Raw genomic sequence first — 13,851 nt, forward strand, 5'->3', positions numbered from 1 at the left:
TTACGCTAAGAATCCAATAAATCCACGATTTCTAAATGCTGGGAAATGCAGCGATTTTTAATGAGATCCCTTGTTAGATCAGGCATTCCCAGCTCCGGACATGCATCTGCGTATCATATTTTGTTCAGTCAATTTTGCTACTATAGACTCAGTTTAAACAGCATGCAGAGGAGGCCTATCGGTTCACGATGAAAAAAAGAACGGTTAGCTTATTTCTCGCTTTATCCCTGTCCCTCCCGAGCGCGGCTGCGTTCGCGAAAACGTCGGCCGACTTCACGGACTTGAAGGACCTGGACGCGGCGACGAAGGCCAAGTTCGACGCGTTGATTTCGGCGGGCGTCTTCGATGGCGTATCCGACACCACCTTCGGCTTGAAGGACGAGATGAATCGCGCCCAGTTCGCCAAGGTCGCCGCGCTGATTACCGGTCTGGAGGTCGACACGTCGCTGAAGACTTCCAGCTTCAAGGACGTCAAGGCCGATGATGCGGCGAACGGTTATGCGCTGCCGTATATCGAAGCGCTCAAGACGGCCGGCATTACGGACGGCTACGGCTCCGGTGTGTACGACCCTGCCGGTAAAGTCACCAAGGAGCAACTGGCGACGTTTTTGGTTAAGGTGCTAGGTCAAAAAGAAGAGGCGCAAAAAAAGCCGGGCGTTAACGATGATACCGTGTCGTATTGGGCCAAAGGATACGTCGAGCTCGCCTTGGAGCTGAAGCTCCTGTCCAACGGCGCGGACGGGACGTTCGGCGGCAAAACGAACGCGACGCGCGACCTGCTTCTCACCGGAGCTTATGAGGCTAAGGAGCAGTACGTACCACCGGGATCGACGCCTACACCGACGCCTACGCCAACACCTACACCGACGCCAACTCCGACGCCGACGCCGCCGGTTTATCAGCCGCCTGTGTCGACGCCTACTCCGACTCCTACACCGACGCCTACTCCAACGCCGACGCCGTCTGAGGAGCCAACCCCGACGCCGTCCGAAGAGCCTGCGCAGACTGCTGCCCCGGAGATTGAGGACGTTGATGCTGAAGCAGGTACTCTAGCTTATTCTACTCGCATCACCTATACGGCTGACGCGGGCAACGTGCTGCGGATAGCAACGCAGCCCAACGCTTTCTCCGTTCCCAACGTAGGCAATGACGTGAGCGAGATCAGTGAAGCGTACCAGTCTGGCAGCAATATTACCAATATCGAAGCAAACGATCATATCGGACTTTATGAAGTCAATGCGGAAACCGGCGCCGTGGTTCGGTTCATCGATATCACTGTTGCAGGAGACCAGATTGCCGAGGAGCCTCAGGATCTCTCTCTTCTGTTTAACAAATACACGCTCCCCAAGCTGGGCTCCATGCCTGGAACGGCTCAGATTCAATCATTAAGCACGAATATGCCGTCGGGTACGACATCTTGGCGAGTTTTCGCTAGCGTCGAAGCCGTAACGCCGGCTGCCGGGGCGACAGGTTACGGTGTTCCATATACAGCAGGTAGTGACATTGACGTAAGCGGCGGCCGGAACAATATCGGATTGGCTGCAGTAGACAGCACAGGCAGTGTTGTCTGGTTCGTACAGCTCTATTACAGCGATACCGTGGTCATTCCGCAGGACGTCGTATTTCTTTCACAGCTGTCCCCGGGTGACAATTATTCCTTGTCTATTACTTCGAACGTCGGCTTGAGCACCACGACAATGGGTAATTTTCCAATTTCGGGTTGGATCGATTCCATAGTTATCAACCCTGACGACGAGGATTCAGAAGACGTTGATATCACTTCCGGCTACATTCAGCTGACTCCAATGTCCGCCATGCTCATGCTCTCCTCTCCCATCAATCTGGAAGTGGACGACGTCGTACGCGTGAATTTTAAGGCAGGTGCGCTGAAGGATTCCGATGGCCAACCGATTACGCAAGGAAGCGTCCAGGCGTCCGTTTCTGGATTGGGTTAAGCCAGTGATCTGAAAAAACCGTCAGGGATTCTGCCCTGACGGTTTTTCGTTGCAATGAAGAAGATACTTGCATTTCAGCAGCTATTTCTTGCAATTTCGGCTGAAATAACTGAATTTTAGCAGTTATCCGCATGTGCAGCGCAAATGCCAGCGCGATATGGTCAGCAAAGCAAAATCAATCCGCGATCAGTCCGCCTTATACTTCTCCTTCAAAATGCCCGCTCCAATGCCTCCGCCCGCCATCAGGATCAAAGAGGCGAAATTCCAGAAGAAGCGCCCGCCGACCAGCTCCACATCCATGGGCGTGAGCTTGTTCAGCGCCAGCACGCCCAGCTTAATCGCGAGCAGGGCGATGCCGATGAGAAACAACACGTCGAATGCCGACTTTAACCCCGGGTACGCGAGCTTCCTGCCGTCCTTGATCACTTTTCGCTTCAGCTCCTCGTCGCTCCGCAATAGCTCGTCGATGGTCAATTCGAATAAGTCGCTCACCTTGATGATGATCTCGATGCTCGGATAGTTCTGTCCGTTCTCCCACTTCGATACCGCTTGCCGGCTGACATACAGCTTTTCGGCCAGCTCCTCCTGCGACCAGCCCTTCCGATTCCGTTCCGTTTTTAGCTTCTCCCCGAATACCATATAGCAGCTATCCTTTCCGCGGCGGATATGCCCCCATTATCGAGCCGGGTCCGGCCGAAAGTAAAGAACCTTCTCGTTGCGACGCGCCGCAACGCCAGGTTGCGAGGCCCTTTTACGCAAAAAAATACAGAGCTCGCGAGGGCCGCTGCCTCCCTGCTGCTCTGTATTGTTGCGATTGCCAGTGCACGCCGCTACTGCCCGTTCCGCCGTACAAACGCCAGCACCTCGTCCACCCGCTGATCGACGCGATGCGCCTCCGACGAGACGCCCCCGAACAAGTCGCCGACCGTTCGCAGGCGCTGCGGCACCGTCGCGATCGTGAAGTCCGCCGGCTCGAAGCCCGCGGCCACCTCCTCCCAGGTCACCGGCATAGAGACGGTTGCCTGCGACGTCGCCCGCACCGAATAGACGGCCGCCATCGTCCGTCCTCGCCACAGCTGCAGATAGTCGAAGTACAGCTTGTTCCCACGCTTCTCCACGACGCGCTCGAGCGTGATCCGATCCGGCATCTGCTCCAGCATGTACCGGGCGACGAACGCGTTGATGAGCCGGGCTTCCTCGAACGTATATTTAGGCTCGATCGGCACGAATATTTGCATGCCCGTAGCGCCGGACGTCTTGGGGAAACTCGCGAGCGACAGCCCGTCCAGCGTCTCCTTCAGCTTCAGCGCGACCTCGCGCACCGCTTCGAAGGGCATGCCCGCCGCCGGGTCCAGGTCGAATACGAGCTCGGTCGGCACATCCTTGCGATCGTAACGGTCGAACGGCACGTGGAACTCGATCGCGCCCCGGTTCGCGAGCCAGGCCAGCGTCGCGGCGTCGTTCAGCAAGATCCGCTCCTTGCCCCCGTACGCGACCCGCGGGACCCACACGGGGGCCTCGCCGTGAATCGAGCGCTCCTCGACCCGCTTCCCGCCGATCCCGTCGGGATATCGCCACACCATCAGCATGCGATCCCGCGTATACGGCAGCATGTATGGCGCGACCGCCATTAGATACCGGATCAGGTCCAGCTTGGCGATGCCGGCCTCGGGCCAGACGACGCGGTCCGGATGCGTGATCTCGATTTCCCTTCCTTCGATCGCGTACAGCTGCTTTTCCATCCGTAAAACTCCTTTTTGGTGCAAGCTGGTCATAATTTACGCCCGGCGGTCCAGAATATGTAAGGAGGCGAGGCCAGGAAGCGGGGCGACGCGTTTATCGTTACTTACCTTGATCAAGGTACTGCCAAACTTCACAGCACAAAAAAGCCGCAAACTGCGCGGCTTTTCAGGTAAGTCTGCATACGGCGGCAAGATGGGGACTAGACCGAATCGGCGCGAGGAAGGCTCTGATCGACTACACCTGTCGCTTCTTGTTTTGCGGTTGAAGATAACGATCTTTTAAAATGGGCGACGTTGGAAGGACGGTTTTGATGAATGACATCCCGCCAGTGGAAGTCCCCACGCTCCAATGAATGGACAAGCAACTCGGCCGTGGCCATATTCGTCGCTACGGGAATGCCGTATACGTCGCACAGTCGAAGCAAAGCGGTGATATCCGGTTCATGCGGCTGCGCGACGAGTGGATCCCGGAAGAAGACGAGCAGATCCAGTTCGTTCTGCGATACCATGGCGCCGATCTGTTGATCGCCGCCCAGCGGTCCGGACTTGAAGGTCATAATGTCCAGATCCGTATTTTCCATGATAAGCCGTCCCGTCGTGCCCGTAGCGAATAGCGTGTGGGGTTTGAACAAATCTTGGTAAGCGATCGTGAACGCAATCATCTCTTCCTTCTTGTGATCATGCGCGACAAAAGCGACATTCACCTCAATCACCTCTGCAATCATTTTAATGTTATATATTATTACATAATACTATCATTAATTTGATTTATCGACAACATAAATCGTCAAAGCCAATATTCGAGTTAGATATCATGACATATAAACAAAAGTGAGGAGGACAGTCATGGAGCCCATCTATCCGTTCGAGCCGGTCATCAGCGAGACGATCCCGACCGAATCCCATTGGCGATACGAGATCAAGTGGGACGGCACGCGTATCGTTACCTATCATGATCAAGGCGCTACCACCCTGTTCAATCGCAAGCTAAACGAGCGGACCAGCCACTACCCGGAGCTGCTCGACGTCGCCTCGTACTGCTCGGCTTCCTCCGTCATCCTGGACGGCGAGGTGATCGCGCTGGCGCAGGACGGCAAGCCTTCTTTTCACGAAGTCATGCGTCGCGACCTGATCCAGAAGCTGGACCGCGTGGAGGAGATGCAGCGCCTTGTGCCCATCACGTATATGGTCTTCGATATCGTCTACTACAATGGGGAATGGGTGAACCGCCGGCCGCTGGCCGACAGGCTCGAGCTGCTGCACAGCATCGTCACGCCGAATGAAAGGGTTCAATTGGTGCTGGGCCACGAGGGCGAGCAGCTGTTCGAGGTGATCCGGCAGCAAGACATGGAAGGGATCGTATGCAAGGATCTGCGCAGCGCCTATGCGATCGGCGGGAAGGACGCGCGCTGGCGAAAGGTGAAAAACTACGGGGACATTGTGGCGGTCATCGGCGGGTTTACGTTAAACGACGGGATCGTGAACGCCGTGCTGCTCGGCCAGTACGACCAAACAGGCAAGCTGTGGTACATCGGCCATACCGGCACGGGCAGGCTGACGAAGGCCGAATGGCGGGATTTGACGGCAACGCTCGCGCCGTTGGCGGCGAAGCGTTCACCGTTCGCCAACCGGCCCGACCGGCACAAGGACGCCTATTGGGTAACGCCGAAGCTGACGGCCAAGGTGCAGTACAGCGAGTGGAGATGGCGGGAAGGCCGCGCGCTGCGCCAGCCTTCCATTCAGGCGTTCGTAAATGCATCGCCGGAGCAATGCAAGCTGCCGTGGATTGAATGAAAAACAAATAATCGGCGCAAGGCTCCCGAATCTCCGGTCACGCATATTCCTTTTTCCGCTTCAGGTATTGGAAATAGCTGTAGAGGAACATGACGATAGCAATCCCGAAGATCCAGGCCGGGAGGAAGCGAAGCATCGCAAACGGGGTTTCGAATAGAAAAGCGCGCCAGAATGCCGTCCCTTCCCTCTCCCATAAGCCTTCGGTTAAATAACTTGCTCTGATATTGAATAGGGCGGCATAGATATTCCCGTTGAACACGGCGAAGGTGTACACGAAAAAGAGACATGCCGTCGTCAGCGCGTAATGCGTCAGGCGCTTATAGAAGGCGACCTGCGAGCCGGCATCGGAAAAAATCTCGTCGCGGCCGTCCGCGGGCTTTTGCCAATATTGCACGCTCCCCCAGCGGTTGCCTTTCAGATGGGTCCATCCGAAGTCCGCGTAGGTTCCCTTATATTCCTCGTATTTCTCGGCGCTCATCTGACGCTGATAGTCGAGACGGATGACCATCTTGCGATCGGACGGCTCGAAGGCGTACCCGCCGAGCGAACCGATCCTGCGGCAAGCGTATCCTTCGGCCAGGAGATCGTTCAGCCATTTTTCCTCTTTCAGCAGGTCGACGAACCATTTCCGTTTTCTCACCTTAACCCCTCCTTTCATAGAGTGATAGCAGATGCTCGATCCTTCCCCGCTCGATAGCCAGGATGCGTTCCCCGTCTTCCGTGATCCGGTATACTTTCCGGCGGCCCATCTCGCCCGGCACCGGCGCGATCCAGCCGTGCTTGCTCAAATTCTCCACGGCGCCGTACAACGTGCCGGCCGCCAGGATGACCGTCCCTTCGCTCATCTGCTCGACCGCCTGCATGATCGCGTACCCATGAAGCGGCTCCTTGAGCGCCAGCAAAATATAATGCATCGTTTCCGACAGCGGTAGCAGCGGATGCTTCATGCGGCGCCCCCTCTCTATATACAGTCTAACTGTACAGTTGAACTTAATACGATTATATACAGTTCAACTATACATTTCAACTGTATAATTGTCATCCCTATTTATGGACGAAAACGCCAGCTGTCCCCTAGCTGCAGGGGCAGACTGGCGCCTCTTGTTCGTTCCTCACGCTTTAGCAGCCGCATCGCCGATGTAGTACGCGAATATCGGGTCGACCTGTTTGAAGTACAGGTAACCGTCGTCTTCCCATGGCTGAAAATGCAGGTCCATCCGCGCGTCGCTCCAAGGCTCCGGCGTGCCCTTGGTATGAAGAAGTCCCGGCAGCATGGGCGCTTCCATAACCGCCGGAAACTCCTGGTACCCGAAGAGGAGGTTCTCGTGCATCGCGATGATCTCGTATTTGGGCCCGAGGAACGCGCGCTCCTCCTGAAGCTGATAGTGATAATAAATGTAGCTGGCGGCCATCTCAGGCTTCAAGTGCGCGACTCTCCCCGCACGCCGTTCGACCGGGTCCTTGCGCAGCCAATGCTCGGCGCTCGTCGGCTCGTTGAAGTGGAAGACGTCGATCATCGGGATCCACTTCCGCGGCCGCGCTTGTCCCGGCCAATCCTGCAGATACGACTCGGCATCCCCCGCGATTTCCTCGGGCGCGATCGGACCGTCGATACATTCGTAGTAGAGGAACAGGTTGTTTTCCCAGTGAAAAGCCGCCGCCGTCATCACCCGCCCGGCCCGGACCAGGCTCAGTGCCTGCCCGCTCTTGCCAAGCGCCTCGACGCCCTCGCCTTTTTTCCCGTCCAGCCATTCGGCCCGGTAGATCCGCCGCTCGATCATCCGCGGTACCTCGCCTTCATCCATGTCGTATAAACCGCACGACAACCATTATAACTCGCAGGCCGTCCTCAGAGGCGCCCGACGGCCACGAATACGGCGAGCGCAAGGAACACGACGTTAATGCCGATCTCCCGGTATTCTTTGCGGAAAATATGAAAAAGCGCGCCGGAAAGAACGACGGCTGCCAGGGCGATTGCGGCGATTGGCGTCAACGCCGGCGCGATCCCCGTCCCCTCGGGCAGAAGCAAACCCAGCGCGCCGAGCAGCTCCAGGACGCCGATCGAGACGACGAGGCTTTTCGGCATACCTTTGACCCAGCCCCATGCGGCCGCCCCCTTTTCATACTGGATCGCCTTCATCCATCCCGAGTAAAGAACCCCCAGCGCGAGCAGTCCCTGCACGATCCATAACGCGATATTCATCGTCCTACCCCTCTTCTCGTATGTCGTCAACCTATGCCTATCGCCTATAATAGGGGGTAGGACGACGCGCCGGAAGAAGGCACTTTAACCATACAAGGTATAGAAAAGAAAACCTTAGACCACGACTGGAGGCCACGGCATGACGGCTTATTGCAAATTCGAGACGACGCTCGAGATTCTCATCGGAAAATGGAAGCCCGTGATCCTGCTGCGCCTGCTCGCAAGCGGCACGATGCGGTTCAGCGAGCTGCAGAAGTCGATTCCCGACATCACCAAAAAGATGCTCTCTCAGCAGCTGAAGGAGCTCGAATATCACGATATCGTACGCAGAGAGGTCTATCCGCTGATTCCGCCCAAGGTGGAGTATTCCATCTCGGAATACGGGCAGCGACTGACGCCGATCCTGCAGGCCATGAACGACTGGGGCGTCGGGCATATCGCTCATCTGACCGAATTGTACGGGGAAGAACGTACGGCGGAATGATCCTACGCTCGGTCCCGATCGTCGCCGCTCGCGCCGTTTTGCTGCGGAACCGCCGAGGATTTAAACAGATCCTTCCGCCAAAACTCGATAACGGTATGACCCGACATTTCCATGGATGCCCATGAATTTTTGTATCTCAGCCCGTATCCGTCCATCATGTCGAGCGCGCTTTGAACTTCCGAATTTTCCACCCTCAGCTCCATCGATACCACTTGATCCATCATGCGAATTAACCGATCAAGTTCAGCGCTCATTCGCCGCTCCGTCCTCCGATCATGCTTCCCCTTAATGACAAGGTTTCATGATTCCCTATTTTGTGGTAAATTATGCCTTGTATAAAACCACTTTACTTAGAAGGACGGGATAATGATGAACAACGGCGCTTGGACAAAAATGAAAAAGCTCGCTTTCGACGCTCGCATGAAGGTCGTGTACAGCGGCCTTGCGATGGCTTACCTTTTTCCGATTATCTACGGAAGCGACTGGCCCGAAGTAGGCTGGTGCTAAGCGTCTAACCCGCCCAACGAAGACAAGCCGAATCTCTCTCGCGGAGGTTCGGCTTTTTTGACGCGTTTACGGACGCTCCGGCGGGCGCGACCGCTCCACCAGCTTTCTCGCTTCGTGGCGGTCGAGCACCTGCAGCTTGCTTAGAATCGTGGACACGTGATTCGCGACCGTCTTGGCGCTGATGAACAGCCGCTCCGCGATCTGGGCGTTCGTGTCGCCGCTCGCGATCCGCGCCAGAATCTCTGCCTCGCGGCGCGTCAGGCCGGAGAAGGTCTCGCTGGCCGCCAGCTGCCGCCAGTCCGTGCCGGTGCGGCCGCCGGCTCCATCGTCCGCGCCATTTCCGCCACCACCGCCCACGGCCGATGGGCCATCGCCGGCGCTCCCCGCGTGCGCGGCGAAATACTGCATCATCCGCTCCGCGATCCCGGTGCCGAAGACGGCGCGGCCGCTGCCTACCATGCGGATGGACTGCAGCAGCTCTTCCTCGTCCGCGTCCTTGAGGACGTAGCCCTTGGCGCCCGCCCGCATCGCCGTGAACACCGACTGGTCGTCGCTGTGCATCGACAGGATGAGCACCTCGGTCCGCGGATAGCGCTCCCGGATGAGCCGCGTCGCCTCGATCCCGTTCAGGCCGGGCATCCGGATGTCCATCAGCACGAGCTCCGGCAGCAGCTCGCCCGCGATCCGCACCGCCTCTTCGCCGTCCGCGGCCTCTCCGACGACCTCGAGGTCGTCGGTCGTGGCGAGCAATCCCCGCACGCCGCTGCGGAACATCGGATGATCCTCGGCTATGATGATTCTCACCGGCACACGCTCCTCTCGCGAATGGCTATTGCAGCGGCAGCGCCACCCATACCCGCGTGCCGCCGCCTTCCCTGCGCCCGATGGCGAACTCCCCGCCAATCTCGGCGGCTCGCTCCCGCATCGATACAAGCCCGATGCCGCCGCCCGCCTGGCCCGACCAGCCCGGCAGCCTGGAGGCGCCGACGCCGACGCCGTCGTCGGTCACTTCGACGATCAGCCGTCCGTCCGCCTCGATATCCAGCTTCACCTGACAGACGGCGGCCTCCGCATGCTTCCACGCGTTCACGACGGATTCGGTCGCGATCCGGTAAGCGGCGACCTCGACGGCGGCGCGCAGCGGCGGCAGCTCGTGCGGCGCATCGACCCGGAAGTCGATCCGGGCGCTCGCGCCCTCCGCCGCCATGCGGTCGGCCGACGTCTTCGCCAGCTCGTCGACGCGCATCCGGATCGCGCCGACCAGGCCGAACTCGTCCAGCGCCGGCGGACGCAGATCATTCACGAGCGCGCGAATGTCGCCCACGGACGTTCGGATGTCCCGGCCCAGGTCCTCGAGGATGGCGGTCGCGGAGGCGGGCTCCCGCTCGACGACCTTGCGGGCCGTCGCCGTCTTCAGGGCGAGCGCGGCAAGCCGCGGCGCCAGCTCGTCGTGCAGGTTGTTGCGAATCCGGCGGCGTTCCTCCTCCCGGGCCAGCACGAGCTTCTCCCGCGACTCCCGGAGATCCTCGGTCAGCCGTCGCATGCCCTGCAGCATGTCCGCGTTGTTCACGAGCGGTCCGGCATGGCGGAGCAGCAGCTCGAGGAACCGCTCGTCGTCCGCGGTGAACGCCTCCCCGGGCGAGCGCCCGAGCGCGTACAGCGTACCGAGCGCCGGCCCCCGGTAGACGATCGGGAACGCGTGAACGTCGTACCCTTCCCGGCGTTCGCCGGCCTCCGCGATGAACGTCTCCTCGCCCTCGATCTCGATCGCGATGCCCACGTACGGCAGCCGCAGCGCGCCCTGCACCTGGACGGCGAGCGCCTTCAGCATCGCGTCCGGCGCAAGTGGCTCGAGCAGTCGGCTGCCGAGCTCGAGGAGCACGGCGTACGGATCGTCGTGCCGGCCTTTCATGAGCCGGTTCACCCGTCGCTGCAGCCATTCCTTGAGCGGCGCAAAAGCGGCGGCGACCAGACCCGTGGCGATCAGCGAGACGACGAACGGATTCCACGCCCGGAGCAGCCGGTCCAGATAGAGCACGGCCCCCGCGTAAAGAAGCACGACGCAGAGCGTCAGCGCCCCGTAGACGAGCGTGCGGTTGACAAGCGGATTGATCGCCCAAAGCCGTCGCCGGAGGACGGCGATCGTCAGCGTGACGGGGAGCGCGGACAGGCTCATGTGGAGACCGGCGTTCAGGTAGATGAAGTTGCTCGCCTTGCCGTCGTAGAACCGCGGATCGAACAGAATGCTGATGACGACGAATCCGACGAACGCGATGGCTATGCCGTAGACGACCCACTTGGTCTGCTGCCGCTCCGCGGGGGAGGAGCGGACGCGGAACCTGTGGATTTGCGCATAGATGAGCAGCACCGTGAACGACAGGAACCAAGCGAGCGAATATAGCTCCGCCCCCGGCAGCCCGCCCCAGATCTGACCGCCCTTCACAAAGCCCGCTACGTTGACCGCCGCGATGAGCAGCATGGCGTACCTGGACCAGGCGGGAACGAAGCGGCCGTTCGGGAACAGCAGGCAGAACAGCGAGATCGACATCCAGCCGATTGCCGACAGGCCCTGAAACCAATAGTAGGCGAACGATCCGCTCACGGACGCCACGTTGACGAGAGACGGGAACGTCGTCCCGAAAGCCAGCATGGCAAGCGCGGCGAGCAGCCCGACCGGCTCCCGCGGGCTTTTCCAGAGCAGAATGAGCGCCGACGCGAAAAAGACGAGCGTGAAGAGGACGTCGATCGCGACGAGGACCAACGAGATCTCCGCGACGGAGAGTCCTGCGATGTCCATCGTCAGCGCGGGGACGGACAGGCCGCAGCCTCGGGCCAGACATTGCTCTTGCAGCTTGTCGTAATAAGCCGGTATGCAGTTGAAGTACAGCACCGTCGTTGCGGCGAAAAACAGGCCGAATAGCCATGCCGGCCAGCGCATCCATCGAACGTTTTCCATGGCTTCATTATAATGGGCCGCGGTGCCGTTGAATACGAAATATGCGCAAACTCCCGCTTCATGGCCGCGAATTCCCGGATTCGGGAAGCCGATTCCCGCCTTTTTGAGTCATCGCTACTCTGTCGATCCGGTCCCCGCCGCTTGTATGATAAGACTCGCAGGTCAATCAAGCGATAAGAGAAGGATGGATGATTAATCATGACGGAAGCAAAAATACTGCGTTGGCTCGGCATGATCTGCTTGGTGGCGGGCATCGCCCGGATGGGCATGACGCCCACGTCGCTGGCATGGGGGACGGACAGTCCGCAGGAGCTGACGTTCGGCTATATCGCTTGCGTGCTCATGTCGGCCGGCTCGATCGCGCTATATCTGGCGCAGTCTCGGGAGACAGGGGTGCTCGGTTTCATCAGCGTACTCGGCATTGTCATCGGAAATGTGTTGACTACGGCGCTTGTATTCACGACGTTTATCATCGATACGGCGCAGAATCCGCCTGAGGGCCTGGCGGTCGCGATCACCGGCATGGGCAACATGATCGGCATGACGGGAGGCACGCTGCTGCTGACGATTCTGACGTTCCGCGCCAAGGTGTTCCCGACCTGGGTGCCGATTCTGTTCGTCATTATGATGGCCAGCATGTTCCTGCCGATCGCGGACAACAAGTACTTCGCGTTCTTCTGGGGACTCGCCTACGTCGGCGCCGGCTGGTGCATCTGGACCGGGCGGCTGAAGCCGCGCGAGCAAAGCCTGTATACGGCGGACGCGGCCGGGGCGCAAGCACGTGCTTAAGCTTAGTGCGGGCGGGACGATCGGGATTGCGCCAAAAGCGAAAGGCGGCCTCGCGAGAGGTCGCCTTTTTCCGTCCGGTTTGTTTGTTCGCCGCTTAAATCGCCCCTGCGTCTCTTGCCGTATAGAAAGACGGGTAGATCGGGCGAAAGTTCAGCTCCTCCCGAATCCGCGTCGTATCGACGATCATATCCCATGGATCAAAAGGCTGCTGCTGCGCTTCGGGCACGCCCTCGCCGCCATGAAGCTCCCGAAGCTCCGCGGCGGTGATCGGCGCATCGTCGCCCACATTGTAGATGCGGCCATCGATGCCCGGCGTGGAGGCTGCGAGCAGCAGGGCTTGGCCCACATCGGCATGATGCGCCATATGCATGCGTTTGGCCGGATGCCAGTTGCGCAAGTGCGGCAGTATTTCCACGATATGCGGATCGCCTTCGCCATAGACGAATGGAAGCCGAACGATGCGCACGCCCAATCCCCGCTCGCGATAAAGCTCCAGCAGCGCCGCTTCGGCCTCCGCTTTGCTTTTCGGATAAGCATGAACGGGACTGAGCTCGTCATCCTCGCGACCCGGTCCTGTACGTACGACCGAACCATACACGTTGTTGGTGCTGGTAAAAACAAACCTCGTCACATTCGCCTCCAACGCAGCGTTAGCCAGCGCGATCGTGCCGTCCAAGTTTGCCGTTCTGGTGGTCTCCTCGTCCACGCCGCGGAATTGTGCTGCCAAGTGAATCACCGCATCCTTGCCCCGCAGCGCGTCGACATAGCCGTCCGGCTGCAGCAGATCGCCTTCTACGATTTCAGCTCCTTGCAGGCGGAGCGCTTCCGCTTTTTTAGCGTTCCTCACCAGTAAGGCGACGCGATGACCGCGCTGCAGCATACGCATGGCGAACCGACTCCCGACTTTACCTGTAGCGCCCGTTATAAAAACATCCATGCTCCAAACCTCCTACGTTTTTTACAAGCTCTACGGGCAGTATAATAGAGGAGACAATCGGCTTCCTTCCTGCGTTTATCGTACGATTGGGAGTGTCAGGATAAGGAGGGTCCGCGCATGGAACAGACATCTTCGAGAAGGTCGTTAGGCGAATTTCGTATTATCAGGTCAGCCAGAATTTCTGGTTGGCCTTTTTACATGGCCGGTTTAAGATGGCGGTAGCCGGGAGAACGAGGGCGTTTTTGGGGAGTTTTACCCCGTCGCAAAAACTGTTCTCCCACTACCCCCAATGACCATGTTTGAGCTGGTTGAGGCATTTGGACCTCGCATCACAAGCGAAGCTGTGGGATTGGAACCATCGTGGGAATGCCGGCTACGATTGTAGGAGGAGATGACATGAGACCGGTTGTCGGAGTGGATGTGGCGAAAGGGACAAGCATGCTCCAAGCGTTTACGGATCGGAACAAGCCGTACAGTAAGATTA

15 protein-coding genes and 1 pseudogene are annotated in these 13,851 nt (G+C 58.8%); 5 read left to right on the plus strand and 11 right to left on the minus strand.

All coding sequences use genetic code 11. The features are described from left to right. The first annotated feature begins 188 nt into the window (after window positions 1-188). Window positions 189-1,955: an S-layer homology domain-containing protein gene (locus tag BM235_RS32150; protein WP_158544011.1), complete on the plus strand. Its 1,767-nt coding sequence runs from the start codon at window positions 189-191 to the stop codon at window positions 1,953-1,955. A 186-nt stretch (window positions 1,956-2,141) separates the two neighbouring features. Here BM235_RS32150 and BM235_RS23030 read toward each other — a convergent pair whose 3' ends face one another. The 3 genes and pseudogenes from BM235_RS23030 to mgsA all read right to left on the minus strand — a co-directional run. Then, window positions 2,142-2,594: a helix-turn-helix domain-containing protein gene (locus BM235_RS23030; RefSeq protein WP_090116588.1), complete on the minus strand. Its 453-nt coding sequence runs from the start codon at window positions 2,592-2,594 to the stop codon at window positions 2,142-2,144. Between the two features lie 191 nt (window positions 2,595-2,785). Further along, complete coding sequence (ligD, locus tag BM235_RS23035; protein WP_090116589.1) at window positions 2,786-3,697, minus strand: non-homologous end-joining DNA ligase; 912 nt, start codon at window positions 3,695-3,697, stop codon at window positions 2,786-2,788. A gap of 299 nt (window positions 3,698-3,996) precedes the next feature. Continuing rightward, a pseudogene (gene mgsA / locus BM235_RS23040) lies at window positions 3,997-4,401 on the minus strand (methylglyoxal synthase); the annotation flags it as partial. A 142-nt stretch (window positions 4,402-4,543) separates the two neighbouring features. Between mgsA and BM235_RS23045 the strand changes: the two are divergent. Next, a complete protein-coding gene (locus tag BM235_RS23045; protein WP_090116591.1) occupies window positions 4,544-5,491 on the plus strand; it encodes an ATP-dependent DNA ligase in 948 nt (315 codons plus the stop codon). 37 nt (window positions 5,492-5,528) lie between these two features. Here the strand turns inward: BM235_RS23045 and BM235_RS23050 are convergent, their stop codons facing one another. The 4 genes from BM235_RS23050 to BM235_RS23065 form a co-directional block, all read right to left on the minus strand. Beyond that, window positions 5,529-6,131: a DUF2812 domain-containing protein gene (locus BM235_RS23050; RefSeq protein ID WP_090116592.1), complete on the minus strand. Its 603-nt coding sequence runs from the start codon at window positions 6,129-6,131 to the stop codon at window positions 5,529-5,531. A 1-nt stretch (window position 6,132) separates the two neighbouring features. Beyond that, window positions 6,133-6,438 (minus strand): PadR family transcriptional regulator, encoded by a 306-nt coding sequence (locus BM235_RS23055; RefSeq protein WP_090116593.1) that lies wholly within the window; start codon window positions 6,436-6,438, stop codon window positions 6,133-6,135. Between the two features lie 165 nt (window positions 6,439-6,603). After that, complete coding sequence (locus tag BM235_RS23060) at window positions 6,604-7,272, minus strand: hypothetical protein (protein WP_090116594.1); 669 nt, start codon at window positions 7,270-7,272, stop codon at window positions 6,604-6,606. Window positions 7,273-7,340: 68 nt separating this feature from the next. Beyond that, window positions 7,341-7,694: a DoxX family protein gene (locus BM235_RS23065; protein WP_090116595.1), complete on the minus strand. Its 354-nt coding sequence runs from the start codon at window positions 7,692-7,694 to the stop codon at window positions 7,341-7,343. A gap of 139 nt (window positions 7,695-7,833) precedes the next feature. Between BM235_RS23065 and BM235_RS23070 the strand changes: the two genes are divergently transcribed. Then, entirely contained in the window at window positions 7,834-8,178 is a 345-nt protein-coding gene (locus BM235_RS23070) for a winged helix-turn-helix transcriptional regulator (protein ID WP_090116596.1), read from the plus strand. Between the two features lie 2 nt (window positions 8,179-8,180). Here BM235_RS23070 and BM235_RS23075 read toward each other — a convergent pair whose 3' ends face one another. Further along, window positions 8,181-8,432 (minus strand): hypothetical protein, encoded by a 252-nt coding sequence (locus BM235_RS23075; RefSeq protein WP_090116597.1) that lies wholly within the window; start codon window positions 8,430-8,432, stop codon window positions 8,181-8,183. A gap of 112 nt (window positions 8,433-8,544) precedes the next feature. Here BM235_RS23075 and BM235_RS32155 point away from each other — a divergent pair, with 112 nt between their 5' ends. Continuing rightward, window positions 8,545-8,685, plus strand: a complete 141-nt coding sequence (locus tag BM235_RS32155; protein ID WP_158544013.1) for a hypothetical protein — start codon at window positions 8,545-8,547, stop codon at window positions 8,683-8,685. A 66-nt stretch (window positions 8,686-8,751) separates the two neighbouring features. On the opposite strand, the gene BM235_RS23080 is transcribed toward BM235_RS32155, so the two are convergent. Beyond that, entirely contained in the window at window positions 8,752-9,489 is a 738-nt protein-coding gene (locus tag BM235_RS23080; protein ID WP_090116598.1) for a response regulator transcription factor, read from the minus strand. 25 nt (window positions 9,490-9,514) lie between these two features. Beyond that, entirely contained in the window at window positions 9,515-11,641 is a 2,127-nt protein-coding gene (locus BM235_RS23085; protein ID WP_090116599.1) for a sensor histidine kinase, read from the minus strand. Between the two features lie 198 nt (window positions 11,642-11,839). Here BM235_RS23085 and BM235_RS23090 point away from each other — a divergent pair, with 198 nt between their 5' ends. Then, window positions 11,840-12,430 carry a hypothetical protein gene (locus BM235_RS23090; RefSeq protein WP_090116600.1) on the plus strand — a complete coding sequence of 197 codons (591 nt, stop codon included), beginning with the start codon at window positions 11,840-11,842 and terminating at the stop codon, window positions 12,428-12,430. A 94-nt stretch (window positions 12,431-12,524) separates the two neighbouring features. Here the strand turns inward: BM235_RS23090 and BM235_RS23095 are convergent, their stop codons facing one another. After that, window positions 12,525-13,367 (minus strand): NAD-dependent epimerase/dehydratase family protein, encoded by an 843-nt coding sequence (locus BM235_RS23095; RefSeq protein ID WP_090116601.1) that lies wholly within the window; start codon window positions 13,365-13,367, stop codon window positions 12,525-12,527. Window positions 13,368-13,851: the final 484 nt, after the last annotated feature.

Origin of the sequence: Cohnella sp. OV330, assembly GCF_900112065.1 — a bacterium.
GTDB lineage: Bacteria > Bacillota > Bacilli > Paenibacillales > Paenibacillaceae > Cohnella.

Excerpts from the sequence above, each read along its gene's own strand:
- BM235_RS32150 (WP_158544011.1), top strand. The coding sequence starts at position 189 with ATGAAAAAAAGAACGGTTAGCTTATTTCTCGCTTTATCCCTGTCCCTC.
- BM235_RS23030 (WP_090116588.1), bottom strand. The coding sequence starts at position 2,594 with ATGGTATTCGGGGAGAAGCTAAAAACGGAACGGAATCGGAAGGGCTGG.
- ligD (WP_090116589.1), bottom strand. The coding sequence starts at position 3,697 with ATGGAAAAGCAGCTGTACGCGATCGAAGGAAGGGAAATCGAGATCACG.
- BM235_RS23045 (WP_090116591.1), top strand. The coding sequence starts at position 4,544 with ATGGAGCCCATCTATCCGTTCGAGCCGGTCATCAGCGAGACGATCCCG.
- BM235_RS23055 (WP_090116593.1), bottom strand. The coding sequence starts at position 6,438 with ATGAAGCATCCGCTGCTACCGCTGTCGGAAACGATGCATTATATTTTG.
- BM235_RS23060 (WP_090116594.1), bottom strand. The coding sequence starts at position 7,272 with ATGATCGAGCGGCGGATCTACCGGGCCGAATGGCTGGACGGGAAAAAA.
- BM235_RS23065 (WP_090116595.1), bottom strand. The coding sequence starts at position 7,694 with ATGAATATCGCGTTATGGATCGTGCAGGGACTGCTCGCGCTGGGGGTT.
- BM235_RS23070 (WP_090116596.1), top strand. The coding sequence starts at position 7,834 with ATGACGGCTTATTGCAAATTCGAGACGACGCTCGAGATTCTCATCGGA.
- BM235_RS23075 (WP_090116597.1), bottom strand. The coding sequence starts at position 8,432 with ATGAGCGCTGAACTTGATCGGTTAATTCGCATGATGGATCAAGTGGTA.
- BM235_RS32155 (WP_158544013.1), top strand. The coding sequence starts at position 8,545 with ATGATGAACAACGGCGCTTGGACAAAAATGAAAAAGCTCGCTTTCGAC.
- BM235_RS23085 (WP_090116599.1), bottom strand. The coding sequence starts at position 11,641 with ATGGAAAACGTTCGATGGATGCGCTGGCCGGCATGGCTATTCGGCCTG.
- BM235_RS23090 (WP_090116600.1), top strand. The coding sequence starts at position 11,840 with ATGACGGAAGCAAAAATACTGCGTTGGCTCGGCATGATCTGCTTGGTG.
- BM235_RS23095 (WP_090116601.1), bottom strand. The coding sequence starts at position 13,367 with ATGGATGTTTTTATAACGGGCGCTACAGGTAAAGTCGGGAGTCGGTTC.